Annotated in this window: 15 protein-coding genes; 12 read left to right on the top strand and 3 right to left on the bottom strand. The window is 74.7% G+C overall.

What is annotated here, in order from left to right; translation table 11 throughout:
* Positions 1–59: 59 nt before the first annotated feature.
* From ACR9E3_RS15855 to mutM, 5 genes are all read left to right on the top strand, one after another.
* A complete protein-coding gene (locus tag ACR9E3_RS15855) occupies positions 60–833 on the top strand; it encodes an ATP synthase F0 subunit B (protein ID WP_460381242.1) in 774 nt (257 codons plus the stop codon).
* Between the two features lie 66 nt (positions 834–899).
* The gene (locus ACR9E3_RS15850) at positions 900–1,484 is read left to right on the top strand and encodes a YceD family protein (RefSeq protein ID WP_460381241.1); all 585 of its coding nucleotides are present in this window, start codon (positions 900–902) and stop codon (positions 1,482–1,484) included.
* 15 nt (positions 1,485–1,499) lie between these two features.
* Entirely contained in the window at positions 1,500–1,682 is a 183-nt protein-coding gene (gene rpmF, locus ACR9E3_RS15845) for a 50S ribosomal protein L32 (protein WP_285649338.1), read from the top strand.
* A 25-nt stretch (positions 1,683–1,707) separates the two neighbouring features.
* Complete coding sequence (gene rnc / locus ACR9E3_RS15840) at positions 1,708–2,490, top strand: ribonuclease III (RefSeq protein ID WP_460381240.1); 783 nt, start codon at positions 1,708–1,710, stop codon at positions 2,488–2,490.
* Positions 2,483–3,370 (top strand): bifunctional DNA-formamidopyrimidine glycosylase/DNA-(apurinic or apyrimidinic site) lyase, encoded by an 888-nt coding sequence (mutM, locus tag ACR9E3_RS15835; RefSeq protein WP_460381239.1) that lies wholly within the window; start codon positions 2,483–2,485, stop codon positions 3,368–3,370. Before rnc ends, mutM begins: the two co-directional genes overlap by 8 nt.
* Before the next feature lie 56 nt (positions 3,371–3,426).
* On the opposite strand, the gene ACR9E3_RS15830 is transcribed toward mutM, so the two are convergent.
* Complete coding sequence (locus tag ACR9E3_RS15830; protein WP_460381238.1) at positions 3,427–3,918, bottom strand: DUF1059 domain-containing protein; 492 nt, start codon at positions 3,916–3,918, stop codon at positions 3,427–3,429.
* A 155-nt stretch (positions 3,919–4,073) separates the two neighbouring features.
* Between ACR9E3_RS15830 and ACR9E3_RS15825 the strand changes: the two genes are divergently transcribed.
* The gene (locus tag ACR9E3_RS15825; protein ID WP_460381237.1) at positions 4,074–4,643 is read left to right on the top strand and encodes a helix-turn-helix transcriptional regulator; all 570 of its coding nucleotides are present in this window, start codon (positions 4,074–4,076) and stop codon (positions 4,641–4,643) included.
* Positions 4,644–4,663: 20 nt separating this feature from the next.
* Here ACR9E3_RS15825 and ACR9E3_RS15820 read toward each other — a convergent pair whose 3' ends face one another.
* Positions 4,664–4,888, bottom strand: coding sequence for a hypothetical protein (locus tag ACR9E3_RS15820; RefSeq protein WP_460381236.1), 225 nt, complete (start codon positions 4,886–4,888; stop codon positions 4,664–4,666).
* A gap of 86 nt (positions 4,889–4,974) precedes the next feature.
* On the bottom strand, positions 4,975–5,421 hold the full coding sequence (locus tag ACR9E3_RS15815; RefSeq protein WP_460381235.1) for an SRPBCC family protein: 447 nt from the start codon (positions 5,419–5,421) through the stop codon (positions 4,975–4,977).
* Between the two features lie 97 nt (positions 5,422–5,518).
* On the opposite strand from ACR9E3_RS15815, the gene smc reads away from it, so the two are divergent.
* The 6 genes from smc to ACR9E3_RS15785 all read left to right on the top strand — a co-directional run bounded on the left by smc (position 5,519) and on the right by ACR9E3_RS15785 (position 14,402).
* Positions 5,519–9,238: a chromosome segregation protein SMC gene (gene smc / locus ACR9E3_RS15810; protein WP_460381234.1), complete on the top strand. Its 3,720-nt coding sequence runs from the start codon at positions 5,519–5,521 to the stop codon at positions 9,236–9,238.
* A gap of 144 nt (positions 9,239–9,382) precedes the next feature.
* Entirely contained in the window at positions 9,383–10,033 is a 651-nt protein-coding gene (locus tag ACR9E3_RS15805; RefSeq protein WP_460381233.1) for a hypothetical protein, read from the top strand.
* 250 nt (positions 10,034–10,283) lie between these two features.
* The gene (gene ftsY / locus ACR9E3_RS15800; protein ID WP_460381232.1) at positions 10,284–12,020 is read left to right on the top strand and encodes a signal recognition particle-docking protein FtsY; all 1,737 of its coding nucleotides are present in this window, start codon (positions 10,284–10,286) and stop codon (positions 12,018–12,020) included.
* A gap of 31 nt (positions 12,021–12,051) precedes the next feature.
* Complete coding sequence (locus ACR9E3_RS15795; protein ID WP_460381231.1) at positions 12,052–12,435, top strand: VOC family protein; 384 nt, start codon at positions 12,052–12,054, stop codon at positions 12,433–12,435.
* A gap of 297 nt (positions 12,436–12,732) precedes the next feature.
* Positions 12,733–14,067 carry an ammonium transporter gene (locus ACR9E3_RS15790; RefSeq protein ID WP_460381294.1) on the top strand — a complete coding sequence of 445 codons (1,335 nt, stop codon included), beginning with the start codon at positions 12,733–12,735 and terminating at the stop codon, positions 14,065–14,067.
* Complete coding sequence (locus ACR9E3_RS15785) at positions 14,064–14,402, top strand: P-II family nitrogen regulator (RefSeq protein ID WP_133824904.1); 339 nt, start codon at positions 14,064–14,066, stop codon at positions 14,400–14,402. Before ACR9E3_RS15790 ends, ACR9E3_RS15785 begins: the two co-directional genes overlap by 4 nt.
* Positions 14,403–14,431: the final 29 nt, after the last annotated feature.

Below are 14,431 nucleotides of genomic sequence, written 5' to 3'. Positions count from 1 at the left end.
ACGCCGACGGGGACGCGCAATCCGCGGGGCCCGCGCGCCGCGGCGGCACACTGATCGGCGTGTACCGCGTGTTCGAGGCGCTCGACGAGCTCGTGACCCTCTGCGAGGAGGCCCGCGGGCTGCCGATGACGACCAGCTGCGTCGTCCCGCGCGGCGACGTGCTCGAGCTGCTCGACGACGTTCGTGAGGCCATCCCCGGCGAGCTGGACGACGCCCAGGACGTCCTCGACCACCGCGACAAGCTGGTCGCCGACGCCACCGACGAGGCCGAGAAGGCCCGCGCCGACGCGCAGGCCGAGGCCGACCGCCTCCTGGCCGAGGCCCGCGAGCAGGCCCAGCAGATGATCGCCGAGGCCGAGCACGAGGCCGAGCGCACCGTGGGGCGCGGCCGCCGCGAGTACGCCGAGCTCACCGAGCGCGCCGAGGCCGAGTCCGAGCGGATGGTCGAGGCCGGACGCCAGCACTACGAGCGCTCCGTCGCCGACGGGCGCACCGAGCAGGCCCGCCTCGTCGAGGCCCACGAGGTCACCCGCGCCGCCCACACCGAGGCCGAGCGCATCGTCGACGCCGCCACCGACGAGGCCGAGCGGCGCCGGGCCGAGTGCGACCACTACGTCGACGGCACGCTCGCCGACTTCTCCGAGACCCTCGAGTCCGTGCTCGACACCGTCGGGCGCCACCGCCACCAGCTGCGGATGAGCGCGCCCGCCGGGCCGTCCGCGGCCGGGCCGCCGCGATCGCGGGAGGACGACGAGCCCGACCCGCGCGACGAGGGCCGCGAGGGGCGCCGGCCGCGCTGGGGCGAGCGACTGAGCGAGCGGCTCGGCGCCTGATCCTGCTCGCGTAGACTGGCCCGTCGGGCCGTGCTCTGCGGCCGCACCCCGTCACCGAGCGGCGAGATGAGCGAGAAGAAGAACCCCGAGTCCCAGGTCGACGCCACCAGCCCGTGGGTGGTCGACGTCGCGCGCGAGCTCCTGCGCCGTCCCGGCCAGATGAAGGCGCTGCGCCGCGACGTGCCCGCGCCCGAGGGCTTCGGCCTCGAGATGGTCGGCGTGCCCGTCGGGGCGCCGATCCACCTCGACCTGCGCCTGGAGTCCGTGATGGAGGGCGTGCTGGCGTCCGGCACCGTCGAGGCGGACGTCACCGGCGAGTGCTCCCGGTGCCTCGAGCCGTTCACCGACCACGTCGACGTCGACCTCACCGAGCTCTACGCCTACCCCGACTCGGTCACCGACGAGACGGCCGAGGAGGACGAGGTCAGCCGCATCGTCGACGAGCGCATCGACCTCGAGCCGGCCGTGCGGGACGCGGTGCTGCTGGAGCTCCCGGTGACCCCGCTGTGCCGCGAGGACTGCCCGGGTCCGGAGTCCCCCGACCCCGAGGCATGGGCCTTCGTCCCGGCCGGGGAGGCTCGTGAGACAATCGATCCTCGCTGGGCCGCGCTGCAGGAGAAGTACGGCGGCACCGGCCGCACCGAGAACTAGGGAGAAGGAAACACCGTGGCCGTCCCGAAGCGCCGGATGTCGCGCGCGAACACCCACGCCCGCCGCTCGCAGTGGAAGGCGTCCGTGCCGCAGCTGGTGGCGTGCCAGAACAAGGCCTGCGCGAAGCCGAAGCCGCCGCACGTCGCCTGCCCGCACTGCGGCCAGTACGCCGGCCGCCGGGCCGTCACCCCGGCCTGACGCCCCGTCCGGACGTGACGGTGGCATGACGGCGACGAGCGCCCAGCAGGCCCAGGAGCAGGCCGAGTCCCCCACCGAGCCGACGCTCGGGGACGTCCTGCAGGTCGATCTCGACCCCGAGCTGGTCGAGCTCGCCCTCACCCACCGCTCCTACGCGTACGAGCACGGCGGGCTGCCCACCAACGAGCGCCTGGAGTTCCTGGGCGACGCGGTGCTGGGCATCATCGTCACCGAGCGGCTCTACCGCGAGCACCCCGACCTGCCCGAGGGGCAGCTCGCGAAGCTGCGCGCGAGCGTCGTCAACATGCACGCCCTCGCCGGCGTCGCCCGCGAGCTCGGCCTCGGCGAACGCCTGCACCTGGGGCGCGGCGAGGAGCTCACCGGCGGGCGCGACAAGCCGAGCATCCTCGGCGACGCCGTCGAGGCCGTGCTCGGCGCGGTGCACCTGCAGCACGGCATCGAGACCTCGCGCTCGCTCGTCGAGCGCCTCTTCGGCGAGCTGCTGCGCACCGCGCCGCTCCTCGGCGCCGGGCTCGACTGGAAGACCAGCCTCCAGGAGCTCACGGCCGCCTCCGACCTCGGCGTGCCCGAGTACCGGATGGAGGAGGAGGGCCCGGACCACCTCAAGGAGTTCACGGCGACCGTCGTCGTCGCGGGCGAGGAACGCGGCACCGGGGTGGGGCGCACCAAGAAGGAGGCCGAGCAGAAGGCCGCGCGCTCGGCGTACCAGTACCTCGACGGCTCGGACGGCTCGGCCGCGGGCCAGGAGGCGCAGCGCACCGGAGCCGGACCCTCGGGTAGTGCCTGAGCTCCCCGAGGTCGAGGTCGTCCGGCGGGGGCTCGCCGACCACGTCGTCGGCCGGCGGGTGAAGTCGGTCGAGGTCCTGCACCCGCGGTCGGTGCGCCGACAGCCCGGTGGCGCCGCCGAGCTCGGGGAGCGCCTGTCCGGCCAGGTGCTGCGGGCGATGCGCCGGCGCGGCAAGTACCTGTGGGCCGAGCTGGGCGAGGACGCGCCCGAGGCCGCCCTGCTCGCGCACCTCGGCATGAGCGGGCAGCTGCTCGTCCAGCCCGCCGAGCGGCTCGACGAGCTCCACCTGCGCATCCGGATCCGGTTCGACGAATCAGACGAGCACGCCGATAGGGGACCCGAGCTGCGGTTCGTCGACCAACGCACGTTCGGCGGGCTGACGGTCGTCGACGTGACCGGCCCCGACGCGTTGCCGGTGCCCGTGGCGCACATCGGGCGCGACCCGATGGATCCCGCGTTCGACGCGGAGGCCGCGGTCGGTGGTCTGCGCCGGCGCCGCACCGGTGTGAAGCGCGCACTGTTGGACCAGACGCTGGTCTCGGGCATCGGCAACATCTACGCCGACGAGTCGCTGTGGCGCGCGAAGCTGCACTACGAGCGCCCGACCGCGACGCTGACCCGCCCCGAGGGCCGGCGGCTGCTGGCGGCGGCGGCCGAGGTCATGGGCGAGGCGCTGGCGGCCGGCGGCACGTCGTTCGACGCGCTCTACGTCGACGTCAACGGCGACGCGGGCTACTTCGATCGGGCGCTGGCGGTGTACGGGCAGGAGGACCGCCCGTGCCCCCGGTGCGGGACGCCGGTGCGGCGGGCCCCGTTCATGAACCGCTCGTCGTACTGGTGCCCGACCTGCCAGCCCCGCCCGCGCCGCCGCCACCCGTGACCGCCCTACGTGAGCGAACTTCGGGGCCATAGCCCCGAAGTTCGCTCACATACGGACTACGGCGTCTCGGCGCGGATGACGTCGAGGTTCCGGAAGGTGATCGGGCCGTCGCAGAGGGCCGTCATCTTGCCGGCGAAGGCGCTGGTCACGGGGCTGTCGGAGTTCTTCTGGGCGGCGTCGGGGCTGGGGAACTCGACGACCTCGAGGTAGGTGTCGGCGCGGTCGCGGTCGCGGCTCATGACCATCCACTGCGCCGTGCGGTCCGCGCCGATCTCGGACACCCAGCCGTCGATGAGCGCGTCCATCTCGTCGTAGGCCTGCGTGCGGAACTCGATGATCTGGACGAACGAGCCCGGTCCCGTCGCCTGGGGTGCGTCGCGCAGGGCCGCGCGGAGCCCGTCGCGCAGCTCCGTACCGTCGGTGTGCCCGTGCACCGCCACGGCGTGGGCGGCACCGGCGTCGAGGACCTCGTCCTCCTCGCCGGTCAGGGTGAGCGAGCAGTTCGCCTCGCTCGGGACCTCGCGGCAGTCCAGCATCTTGCGCGGCACGGCGGCCTCCTCGGTATCGGGGGTGTCAGGCGGATCGCAATGCTCCAGTGAAGGCCCGTGCGACCTCCGTGTTCGATACGGAGGACTCCGTAGACCGTCCGGGTGACAACAGTCCGGTCGGCGCTGGTCAGCGAGGCCGCGGAGGTCGACACTCGGTGACCCGCTGGTCCTCCGAGGAGGAGCGCGTGCCCCTGACCGCCGACCGTGCCCTCACCGTGGCGCTCGACCTCGCCGCGGCGGCGGCCGCCGTGCGCACGGCCGCCGACCTCGACCGCGGCGTCTGGCCGGGCCTCGCGTCCCTGGTCGGCGGCGACAGCCTCGCGGCCACCGGCTTCGACGGCCGGCCGCTGGCGTGGGCGCGGCGCGGGGCGTCGGGAGCGGGACACCGCGCGACGCTGGTCATCCACCGCGAGGGAGCCGAGGCGTGCGTCGCGCTGCGTCGGGGCGACCGCGAGTTCGGCGACCGCGACCTCGCCCTCCTGCGGCTCGTCCGCCCCCACCTCGCCGACGCGCTCTGGCGCGCCGCGCACCGACCGGCCCCGCGGCGTCTGACGACCCGCGAGCTGGCGGTGGTCGCCCGTGTCGCCCGGGGCGCCACCGACGCGGCGATCGCCCACGAGCTGGGCATCAGCCGCCGGACCGTGGGCAAGCACCTCGAGAACGCCTACGCCGCCCTCGGTGTGCACGACCGCACGTCGGCCGTGGTGCGGCTGTCGTCGAGCTAGCCGTCGAGCTGGTCGTCGAGCTAGCCGTCGCCGCGGACCGAGCGGCGGATCTCCTCGAGCTTGTCCCGCGCGGCGGCGTCGTGCTTCGCCTCGCGCTCGGCGCGGGCCTGCCCCGCCGCGCTCTCGTTCGCCAGCTCCTCGGCGCCCATCGCCGTCGACGCCCGGCGCTCGATGGTCTCCCGGACGTGCTCGAAGGTCGGCACGCCGTCCTCGGTCCAGCCGCTCGGGTCCTCCGGCTCGGTCATGTCGTCAGGTTACGGCCGTGGTGGCGGCCCCGGGAACACGTCGGGCCCCGCACCGCGGAGGGTGCGGGGCCCGACGGGGCGCACGATCAGTTGCGCTGCGCGGACTCCATGAGGCCCTTGAACTCCTGGAGCGCCTTCTCGATCTTCTTCTGCGGGTCGGCGAAGAGCTTCGCCACCGCGTCGCCTGCCGACCCACCGGGGGTCTCCACGTGGAGGCTGACCTCGACGCCGGTGGAGTCGCCGTGCGGGTCGAAGCGCACTGCGCCGCCGGTCTCGACGGTGTTGTTGCTCTCTTCGAGCGACTTCCACGCGATCTTGCGGTCGGTCTCCTCGTCGATGATCTTCGCGTCCCACTCCACCGGCTTGCCGAGCGGGCCGTCGACCACCCAGTGCGTGATGCCGGCCTGGCCGCTCTTCGGCTCGACCGACTGCACGTCGTCGAGGATCTGCGGCAGGTGGGTCAGCGGCCGCCACCACTGGTAGCACTGCGCGGCCGGGGCGTTGACCTCGAGGTAATGGGTCGCTGTAGCCATGGGGCCGGGTTGACGGTCCGACCCGTGCCCGAAACCGGCGTGTCGGGGGTCTCGCGTAGCGTCTCGGGACACCCGGGGCGGGGGAGGAGGACCGGGCGTGCACCTGAAGAGCCTCACGCTGAAGGGCTTCAAGTCCTTCGCGTCGTCGACGACGCTGCGCTTCGAGCCGGGCATCACCTGCGTGGTCGGCCCCAACGGCTCCGGCAAGTCCAACGTCGTCGACGCCATCAGCTGGGTGCTCGGCGAGCAGGGGGCCAAGGCGCTGCGCGGCGGCAAGATGGAGGACGTCATCTTCGCCGGCACGTCGGGGCGCGCCCCGCTGGGCCGGGCCGAGGTCACGCTGACCATCGACAACGCCGACGGCGCCCTGCCGATCGAGTACGCCGAGGTGTCCATCACCCGGCGGGTGTTCCGCTCCGGCGCCGGCGAGTACGAGATCAACGGCAGCAGCTGCCGGCTGCTCGACGTCCAGGAGCTGCTCTCCGACTCGGGCATCGGCCGCGAGCTGCACGTCCTCGTCGGCCAGGGCCAGCTCGACACGATCCTGCAGTCGCGCCCCGAGGAGCGGCGGGCGTTCATCGAGGAGGCCGCCGGGGTCCTCAAGCACCGCAAGCGCAAGGAGAAGGCGCTGCGCAAGCTCGAGGCGATGCAGGCCAACCTCACGCGCCTGTCCGACCTCACCAGCGAGCTGCGGCGCCAGCTCAAGCCCCTCGGACGCCAGGCCGAGATCGCCCGCCGGGCGCAGACCATCCAGGCCGACCTGCGGGACGCCCGCCTGCGCCTCGCCGCCGACGACCTGGTGACGCTGCGGTCGACGATCTCCCGCGAGCAGGCCGACGAGGACGAGGCGCGGCGGCGCCGCGACGAGACCGAGCGCGCGCTGGCCGAGGTCGGGGCGCAGGTGACGTCGCTGGAGGCGGCGGTCGAGGCCGCGACGCCGGCGCACACCCGCGCCCAGGAGGGCTGGTACCGGCTCTCCGCCCTGCAGGAGCGCCTGCGGGGCACCGTCGCGCTCGCCGCCGAGCGGCACCGCCACGTCGCGACGCCCGAGGAGGCGCCCACCGGCCCGGACCCCGCAGACCTCCTGCGGCAGGCCGACGAGGCCGAAGGGCACGAGGCCACGCTGGACACCGAGGTCGCCGAGGCCCGCGCCGTGCTCGAGGGGCACGCCGAGACCCGGGAGGCGGCCGAGGACGCGCTGACCACCGCCGAGCGGCGTCTCGCGGCCGCGACGCGCGCCGCGGCCGACCGCCGCGAGGGCGTGGCCCGCCTCGCCGGGCAGGTCGAGACGCTGCGCGGACGGCTCGCGTCGTCGACCGAGGAGCTCGAGCAGATCGACGCCTCGCTCACCGAGGCCCGCGAGCGTGCCACCACCGCGCGCGAGGAGCTCGCGGCCGAGGAGGAGGAGAACGGGCCGGTCGAGGCCGCGGCGGTGGCGGCACCGGAGGAGGAGCACGCCTCCGGCGACGGCGACATCGACCCCGAGGCCGCCCTCGACGCCGCCGTCGAACGCCACGAGGCCGCCCGCAGCGCGGTCGACACGGCGGGCGCCGCGCACCGCGACGCCGAGCGCGACCGCGCGCACTGGCAGGCGCGCACCGACGCCCTCGCCCTCGGGCTCACGCGCCGCGACGGCGCCGGCGCGCTGCTCGCGGCCACCGACCGCGTGCCGGGGATCCTGGGTTCGGTCACCGCCCTGGTACGGGTCACGCCGGGCGACGAGGACGCCGTGACCGCGGCGCTCGGCCCCGCGGCCGACGCGGTCGCCGTCCGCGGCCCGGACGACGCCGCCGACGCGCTGGCCGAGCTGCACGCCTCCGAGGGCGGGCGCGCCGGGCTGCTGGTGGGCGGGGGAGCCGACGCCGAGGCGCCGCCGGACGCGCCCCCGCCCGGCGCGCGCTGGGCCGCCGACCTCGTGCAGGCGCCCGCAGGCCTCGCAGGGGCGGTGGCCCGGGTGCTCGCCGGGGTCGTCGTCGTCGACGACCTCGACGCCGCCCGCGCCGTGGTCGGCGAGCACCCGCACCTGCGGGCGGTCACCCGCGCCGGGGACCTCCTCGGCGCCGACTGGGCGTCCGGGGGCCCCTCGGGCAACCAGAGCTTCCTCGAGATGCAGGCCGCCGCCGACGAGGCCGGCGACCGGCTGGCCGCCGCCGAGCGGCACCTCCGCGAGGCCGACGCCGCCCTCGAGACCGCGCGCGAGGCCGAGTCCGCCGCCCGCGCCGAGGTCGGGGTCGCCCGCCAGGTCCGTGACGACCGCCGCCGGGCCGACGCCGAGGCGCGCCGGGCCGCCGACGCGCGTCGGGCCGCCGACGACGCGGCCCGTGCCGAGGCCGCCCGGCGGCTCGGGCGCCTCGGGGAGACCGTGCGGGGCGCCGAGGCCGAGGCCGAGCGGCTCACGGCGCGCCGCGCCGCCGTCGAGCAGACCCGCGACGAGCGCCGCGCCGAGCTCGACGACCTCACCGAGCGCCTGGCCATGGCCCAGGACCAGGCCGCCGACGACGCCGCGGGCGACGACACCGACGAGCAGGCCGCCGCCCGCGACCAGGCGTCGGCGGCCCTGACCGCGGCGCGCGCCGCGGAGGTCGACGCCCGCCTCGCCCTGCGCACCGCCGAGGAGCGGCTGCGTGCGGTCGCCGGGCGCGCCGAGGGTCTGCGGCGCCGGGCCGAGGGCGAACGCGAGGCGCGTGCCCGCGCCGAGGAGCGCGCGGCGGAGCGGGCCCGGGCGGCGACGCTCACCGAGGAGGCGGTCCGCCACGGTCGCGACGCCCTCTCGCGACTCGAGGGCTCCCTGGCCCGTGCCGCCGAGGCCCGCGACGCAGCGGCGGCGGTGCGCACGGCCCGGGCCGGCGAGCTCGACACCGCCCGGGAGCGGCAGCGCGAGCTCCAGGCCTCGCTGGAGCGGCTCACCGACACGGTGCACCGCGACGAGGTCGTGCGCGCCGAGCAGCGCACCCGGCTCCAGCAGTTGGAGGCGGGGATCGGCGAGCGCTTCGGCATCGGGCTGGAGGACCTCGTCACCGAGTACGGCCCGGACGTCGGCATCCCGCCGCCGGCCGGCGAGGTGGCCGAGGTCGAGGCGGCCCGCGAGCGTGGCGAGCAGGTCGTCATGCCGCCGCCCGAGGCCTACGACCGCGCCACGCAGGAGCGCCGGGCCGCCCGGGCGGAGAAGGAGCTCGGGACCCTCGGCAAGGTCAACCCCCTCGCGCTCGAGGAGTACGCCGCGCTCGAGGAGCGCTACCGGTTCCTCTCCACCCAGCTCGAGGACGTGAAGAACAGCCGCAAGGACCTCCTCGAGGTCGTCTCGCAGGTCGACGCGACGATCCTCGAGGTCTTCGCGACGGCGTTCACCGACGTGGCCCGCGAGTTCGAGGCCGTGTTCCCGGTGCTCTTCCCCGGCGGCGACGGACGGCTCGTGCTCACCGATCCCGACGACCTGCTGGCCACCGGCGTGGAGGTCGAGGCCCGCCCGCCCGGCAAGAAGGTCAAGCGTCTCTCGCTGCTCTCGGGCGGGGAGAAGTCCCTGACGGCCGTGGCGATGCTCGTGGCGATCTTCCGGGCCCGCCCGTCGCCGTTCTACGTGCTCGACGAGGTCGAGGCCGCCCTCGACGACGCCAACCTCCGGCGCCTCATCAGCCTGCTCGCCGACCTGCGGCGCAGCTCGCAGCTCGTCATCATCACGCACCAGAAGCCGACGATGGAGATCGCCGACGCCCTCTACGGCGTGAGCATGCGCGGCGACGGCATCACCGCTGTCATATCGCAGCGCCTCCGGGGCGCCGACGCGCCGGGACCCTTCGCGGAGACCACCCCAACGTGATCACTCTGCGTACTGCTACGTTGCGCTGAGTATCACGACGGCCCGGATCGGGGGGCCAGGACGACGCTGTCGTGGCCTCCCGAGCCGTTGGCGGCCGCTCTACCGTGCTGGTCAGAGCGCTGCGAGGGACCGGGGGGAGCAGACATGACGGCGGTGCGACACGGACCGGCCCACGCCGCCCCGTCCCACGCCTCCCCGGGCGACGCGGTCCGCACCGTGGAGACGTCGTCGAGCGCACTGAACGCCGCGGCCGGGTCGACCGGCCGGCACGCCCGCGTCGGCTCCGGGACCCCGTCCGGGCCCCTCGTCGCGCTGACCGTCAGCCCGCCCCGGACCGCGATCCGGCAGCGGTCGGTGGTGCCGCAGCGCGCCGCGGTGCCCGCGCTCGCCGAGCCGGACGCCGGACGCCTCGTCATCGACAGCTCCTACTGCCGCCTCACGCCGTACCTCGGCGCGCGGAAGGTCGCGGTGAGCGTCGACGGGCTGCCCTGGCGCTTCGCCTGGGGCCGGACCCCGATCGACCTGCCCGCCGGACGCCACCTCGTGGAGATCGAGGTCGAGCACGGCCGCACCGGCCGTCGCTCCTGGGGACACGTCGCCGACGCGGTCCCGGTCTGCGCGGGCAACACCGTCGAGGTCTTCTACCGCGCGCCCGCCCTGCCCCGCCTCGCCGGCTCGCTGGGCCCCGACCGCCAGCGGACCGCGGGCTTCTCCCTCTGCGCCCTGCTCCTGGCGCTGGGCGGCGCGGCGGCGCTGGCGCTCGTCGTCCTGGCGGTCGTCCTGCTCGTGGCCTGACGTCCGTCGCCGGTCCGCGCCCCTTGGCCGTGATCAGGGGCGCGTGGTGCACGCGGGTCGTGCTCCTCGGGTGGACAGCGCTCTCCTGATCTCCGGGACGCGGCGATCACCCCGGCGGCGCGCGTGATCAGGGGCGCGTCATGCACCGGGGTCGTCCTGCTCGGGTGGACGGCGCTCTCCTGATCTCCGAGGTCCGGCGCCTGCCCCCGGCCGCGCGCCCGGGCCTCGCCCTGCTGGGACACTGGCCGCCGTGTCCCGGAGCTCCCTGCTGACCTCCCCGCTCGACCTCCCCGCCACGGACGCCCCGCTCGCGGCGGCCGGGTCGGGCACCCTCTCGACCGGGCTGATCGCCACGATCGTCGTGGTCGCGGTGATCGTCGTCCTGCTCATCGTGCTGGGCGTCGGGCTCTACCTGCGCCGACGCCGGCAGGTCTCGCTCGCCGAGCCCGAGCCGGAGGAGCCGGCCAAGCCGGCGAAGGGCTCCTACCAGGCCGGCGGCGGGTTCAACTTCAGCGCGGGCACGGGCGGTGCGACGGCCGCGCCGCCCCGGCGCCCGGATCCGGGACCGGAGCCCGAGACCCCCGCGGAGCGCCCGGAGATCGCCGGGCCCCAGGGCACCGCGCCGCCCGGAGCCGCCGACGCGCCCCCGACCAGCGCCCCCGCCGAACCCACACCGGCGCCGGAGCCCACTCCCGAGCCGACGCCGGAGCCGGAGCCGGAGCCGGAGCCGGAGCCGGACACTGCGGGCCCGGGCACGACCGCCGAGCCCCAGGTCGCCGCCGGCCCCCAGGCCACGGCACCGCCGGAGGCCGCGGGCGAGCCCGCCGCCGACGCCAGCGCGACGGCCGAGACGACGACGGCCGAGACGACGACGGCCGGCACGACGACGGCCGGCACGAGCAGCACCACCGACACGACGGCCGACACCACTACCACCGCACCGGTCGCCGAGCCCGACACCACGACCCCCGCCACGACCCCCGCCGCCCCGGAGTCCGCCACCACGGAGTCCCCCGCCACGGTGACCGACACGCCCGCGGCGCCCGGCGCGCCGGCGGAGGAGATCGCGCCGACCGAGGGCCGTCTGGAGCGTCTCCGCAGCCGGCTGGGTCGCTCGCGCTCGACACTCGGCCAGGGCCTGCTCGGTCTCCTCGGCGCCGGCGACCTCGACGAGGACTCGTGGGAGGAGGTCGAGGACACGCTGCTCATGGCCGACCTCGGCTCGTCGACGACCCAGCAGGTCGTCGGCAAGCTCCGCGAGCGGATCGCGTCGCGCGGGATCCGCACCCCGGAGCAGGCGCGGGATCTGCTCCGCGAGGTACTGGTCGAGGAGCTCGGGCCGCAGATGGAGCGCTCGGTGCGGGCGCTGTCGCACGACGGCCGGCCCGCGGTGGTGCTGGTGGCCGGGGTCAACGGCACCGGCAAGACCACGACCACCGGCAAGCTCGCCCGGGTCCTCGTCGCCGACGGCTTCGTGGTGCTCCTCGGCGCCGCCGACACGTTCCGGGCCGCCGCGGCCGAGCAGCTCTCGACCTGGGGTGAGCGCGCGGGCGCGGAGACCGTGCGCGGCAAGGAGGGCGCCGACCCCGCGAGCGTCGCGTTCGACGCCGTGAAGCGCGGCACCGACGCCGGGGTCGACGCGGTCCTGCTCGACACCGCAGGCCGGCTGCACACCAAGACCGGGCTGATGGACGAGCTCGGCAAGGTCAAGCGGGTCGTCGAGCGCCAGGCCGAGGTCGACGAGGTCCTCCTCGTCCTCGACGCCACCACCGGGCAGAACGGGCTGACCCAGGCCCGGGTCTTCAGCGAGGTCGTCGACGTCACCGGCGTCGTGCTCACCAAGCTCGACGGGACGGCCAAGGGCGGCATCGTGTTCCAGGTGCAGCGCGAGCTCGGCGTGCCGGTCAAGCTCGTCGGGCTCGGCGAGGGCCCCGACGACCTCGCGCCGTTCGAGCCCGGGGCCTTCGTCGACGCGCTGCTCAAGTAGGGCTGTCGGGGAGCGGCCCTAGCCTGCGCCCATGACCGGCATCGCCCGCCTGCAGCTGACCGCCATCGACACCCCCGACCCGCTTGCGCTGGCGCGCTTCTACGCCGAGATCCTCGGCGTGGCGGTGGGGTCGACGGAGCCCGACTGGGTCGAGCTCGAGGGGGACGGCGGCCCGACGCTGGCGTTCCAGCTCGCGCGGGCCCGCCGTGCGCCGGCGTGGCCGGACGAGGGCGCGCTCCAGATGCACCTGGACCTCGAGGTCGACGATCTCGACGCCGGCGAGGCGGCCGTCCTCGCCGCCGGCGCGCGGAAGACCGAGCACCAGCCGGGGGAGACGTTCCGGGTCTTCCTCGACCCCGACGGCAACCCCTTCTGCCTCGTGCGGGCCACGGGTCCCGGTGTGGGTTCCGCGTGAGAGGGTGTGCTCCGAACGTGGCCTGGCGAGCTCGTTCGGGACGCCTCTGATCGCGCAGAGTCATGACGCACGTCTCTCGCGGACCGGTAACGCTCCTGAATGTCCGCCTGGGAAACACAACCGTCACATGGATCGGCAGGCTGTTAACTGCCGTGAAACGGTCAGCGCGGCTGCGCGAAACACGACGTCTTCATTCTCTCCTCGCAGTGAGCACGACAGGAGCAGGAGGGACGAGCGAACGTGCCCGAACTCAACGCAGGTAGCACCGCGTGGGTCCTCACCAGCGCTGCGCTGGTGATGCTGATGACCCCCGGGCTGGCCTTCTTCTACGGCGGCATGGTCCGCTCTCGCAGCGTTCTCAACATGCTCATGATGAACTTCATGTGCCTGGCGATCGTGGGGGTGCTCTGGTGCCTCTACGGCTTCTCCCTGGCGTTCGGTAACGACGCCTTCGGGGGCCTCGTCGGCAACCTCCAGTTCATCGGGCTGGGCGGCATGGGCAGCGCCGACGCGCCGACCCTCATCGGGACCGCCCCGGACACGATCCCGATCTGGGCGTTCGCGATGTTCCAGCTGATGTTCGCCGTCATCACGCCGGCGCTCATCTCGGGCGCGCTGCCCGACCGCGTGAAGTTCTGGGGCTGGACGCTGTTCGTCGCCCTCTGGGTCACGATCGTCTACTTCCCGGTCGCGCACTGGGTGTTCGCCTTCGACGGCAGCACCGCCGAGACCGGCGGATGGATCGCCAACCAGCTCGGTGGCTGGATCACCACCGACGGCGCGACGCTCGACTTCGCCGGTGGTACCGCGGTCCACATCAACGCCGGTGCCGCGGGCCTCGCGATCGCCCTGGTGGTCGGCAAGCGCCGCGGCTGGCCGCGTGACCCGGGCCGTCCACACAGCCTGCCGTTCGTGCTCCTCGGTGCTGCTCTGCTGTGGTTCGGCTGGTTCGGCTTCAACGCCGGTTCGGCCCTGGGCGCCAACGTCAACGCCGGCATCGCGTTCACCAACACGATGCTCGCCACCTGCGCGGCCCTCATCGGCTGGCTGATCGTCGAGCAGATCCGCGACGGCAAGCCCACCACGCTGGGTGCCGCGTCCGGTGCGGTCGCCGGCCTCGTCGCGATCACCCCGGCCTGTGCGTTCGTCAACCCGATCGGCGCGCTGGCGGTCGGCATCATCGCCGGCATCCTCTGCGCCCTCGCGGTGTCGCTGAAGTTCAAGCTCGGCTTCGACGACTCCCTCGACGTGGTCGCCGTCCACCTCGTCGGCGGCCTCTGGGGCACGCTGTCGCTGGGCTTCTTCGCCACGACGTCGCTGAACTCCAGCAGCGCCGACGGCCTGTTCTACGGCGGCGGCTTCAGCCAGCTGATCATCCAGCTCATCGCCGCCCTCGCGGTGCTGGTCTACTCGTTCGTGGTCACGCTGATCCTTGCCACGATCGTCAAGGCCACGGTCGGTCTGCGAGTCTCTGACGAGGACGAGAGCACCGGCATCGACGAGTCCCAGCACGCGGAGTCCGGGTACGACTACTCCGGTCTGCGCATCGGCGGCGGCTCCGGCTCGCTCTTCGAGCACACGACCGCCAGTGACCGCGTCCCCGCTACCCCGAGGGAGGGCTCGACGCCGTGAAGATGGTGACCGCGATCATCAAGCCGTTCGTGCTGGAGGACGTCAAGGGCGCCCTCGAGCAGCTCGGGGTCCTGGGCATGACCGTGAGCGAGGTCCAGGGCTACGGCCGCCAGAAGGGCCACACCGAGGTCTACCGGGGTGCGGAGTACTCCGTGGACTTCGTGCCGAAGGTCCGCATCGAGGTCGTCACCGACGACACCGCGGCGGAGAAGGTCGTCGACGCGATCGCCGAGACCGCCCGCACCGGCAAGATCGGTGACGGCAAGGTCTGGGTGACGCCCGTCGAGACCGTGGTGCGCGTGCGCACCGGTGAGCGCGGGGCCGACGCCCTGTAGTCACCGCGACGACGACGGCGCCGGGTTCC

It is taken from the genome of Actinomycetospora sp. C-140 (assembly GCF_054796175.1).
The sequence above is the reverse complement of the archived record's forward strand: the minus strand, read 5'-3'. Positions and strand labels throughout refer to the sequence as shown.

Excerpts from the sequence above, each read along its gene's own strand:
- ACR9E3_RS15795 (WP_460381231.1), top strand. The coding sequence starts at position 12,052 with ATGACCGGCATCGCCCGCCTGCAGCTGACCGCCATCGACACCCCCGAC.
- rnc (WP_460381240.1), top strand. The coding sequence starts at position 1,708 with ATGACGGCGACGAGCGCCCAGCAGGCCCAGGAGCAGGCCGAGTCCCCC.
- ACR9E3_RS15790 (WP_460381294.1), top strand. The coding sequence starts at position 12,733 with ATGCTGATGACCCCCGGGCTGGCCTTCTTCTACGGCGGCATGGTCCGC.
- ACR9E3_RS15805 (WP_460381233.1), top strand. The coding sequence starts at position 9,383 with ATGACGGCGGTGCGACACGGACCGGCCCACGCCGCCCCGTCCCACGCC.
- ACR9E3_RS15850 (WP_460381241.1), top strand. The coding sequence starts at position 900 with ATGAGCGAGAAGAAGAACCCCGAGTCCCAGGTCGACGCCACCAGCCCG.
- ACR9E3_RS15820 (WP_460381236.1), bottom strand. The coding sequence starts at position 4,888 with ATGACCGAGCCGGAGGACCCGAGCGGCTGGACCGAGGACGGCGTGCCG.
- ACR9E3_RS15815 (WP_460381235.1), bottom strand. The coding sequence starts at position 5,421 with ATGGCTACAGCGACCCATTACCTCGAGGTCAACGCCCCGGCCGCGCAG.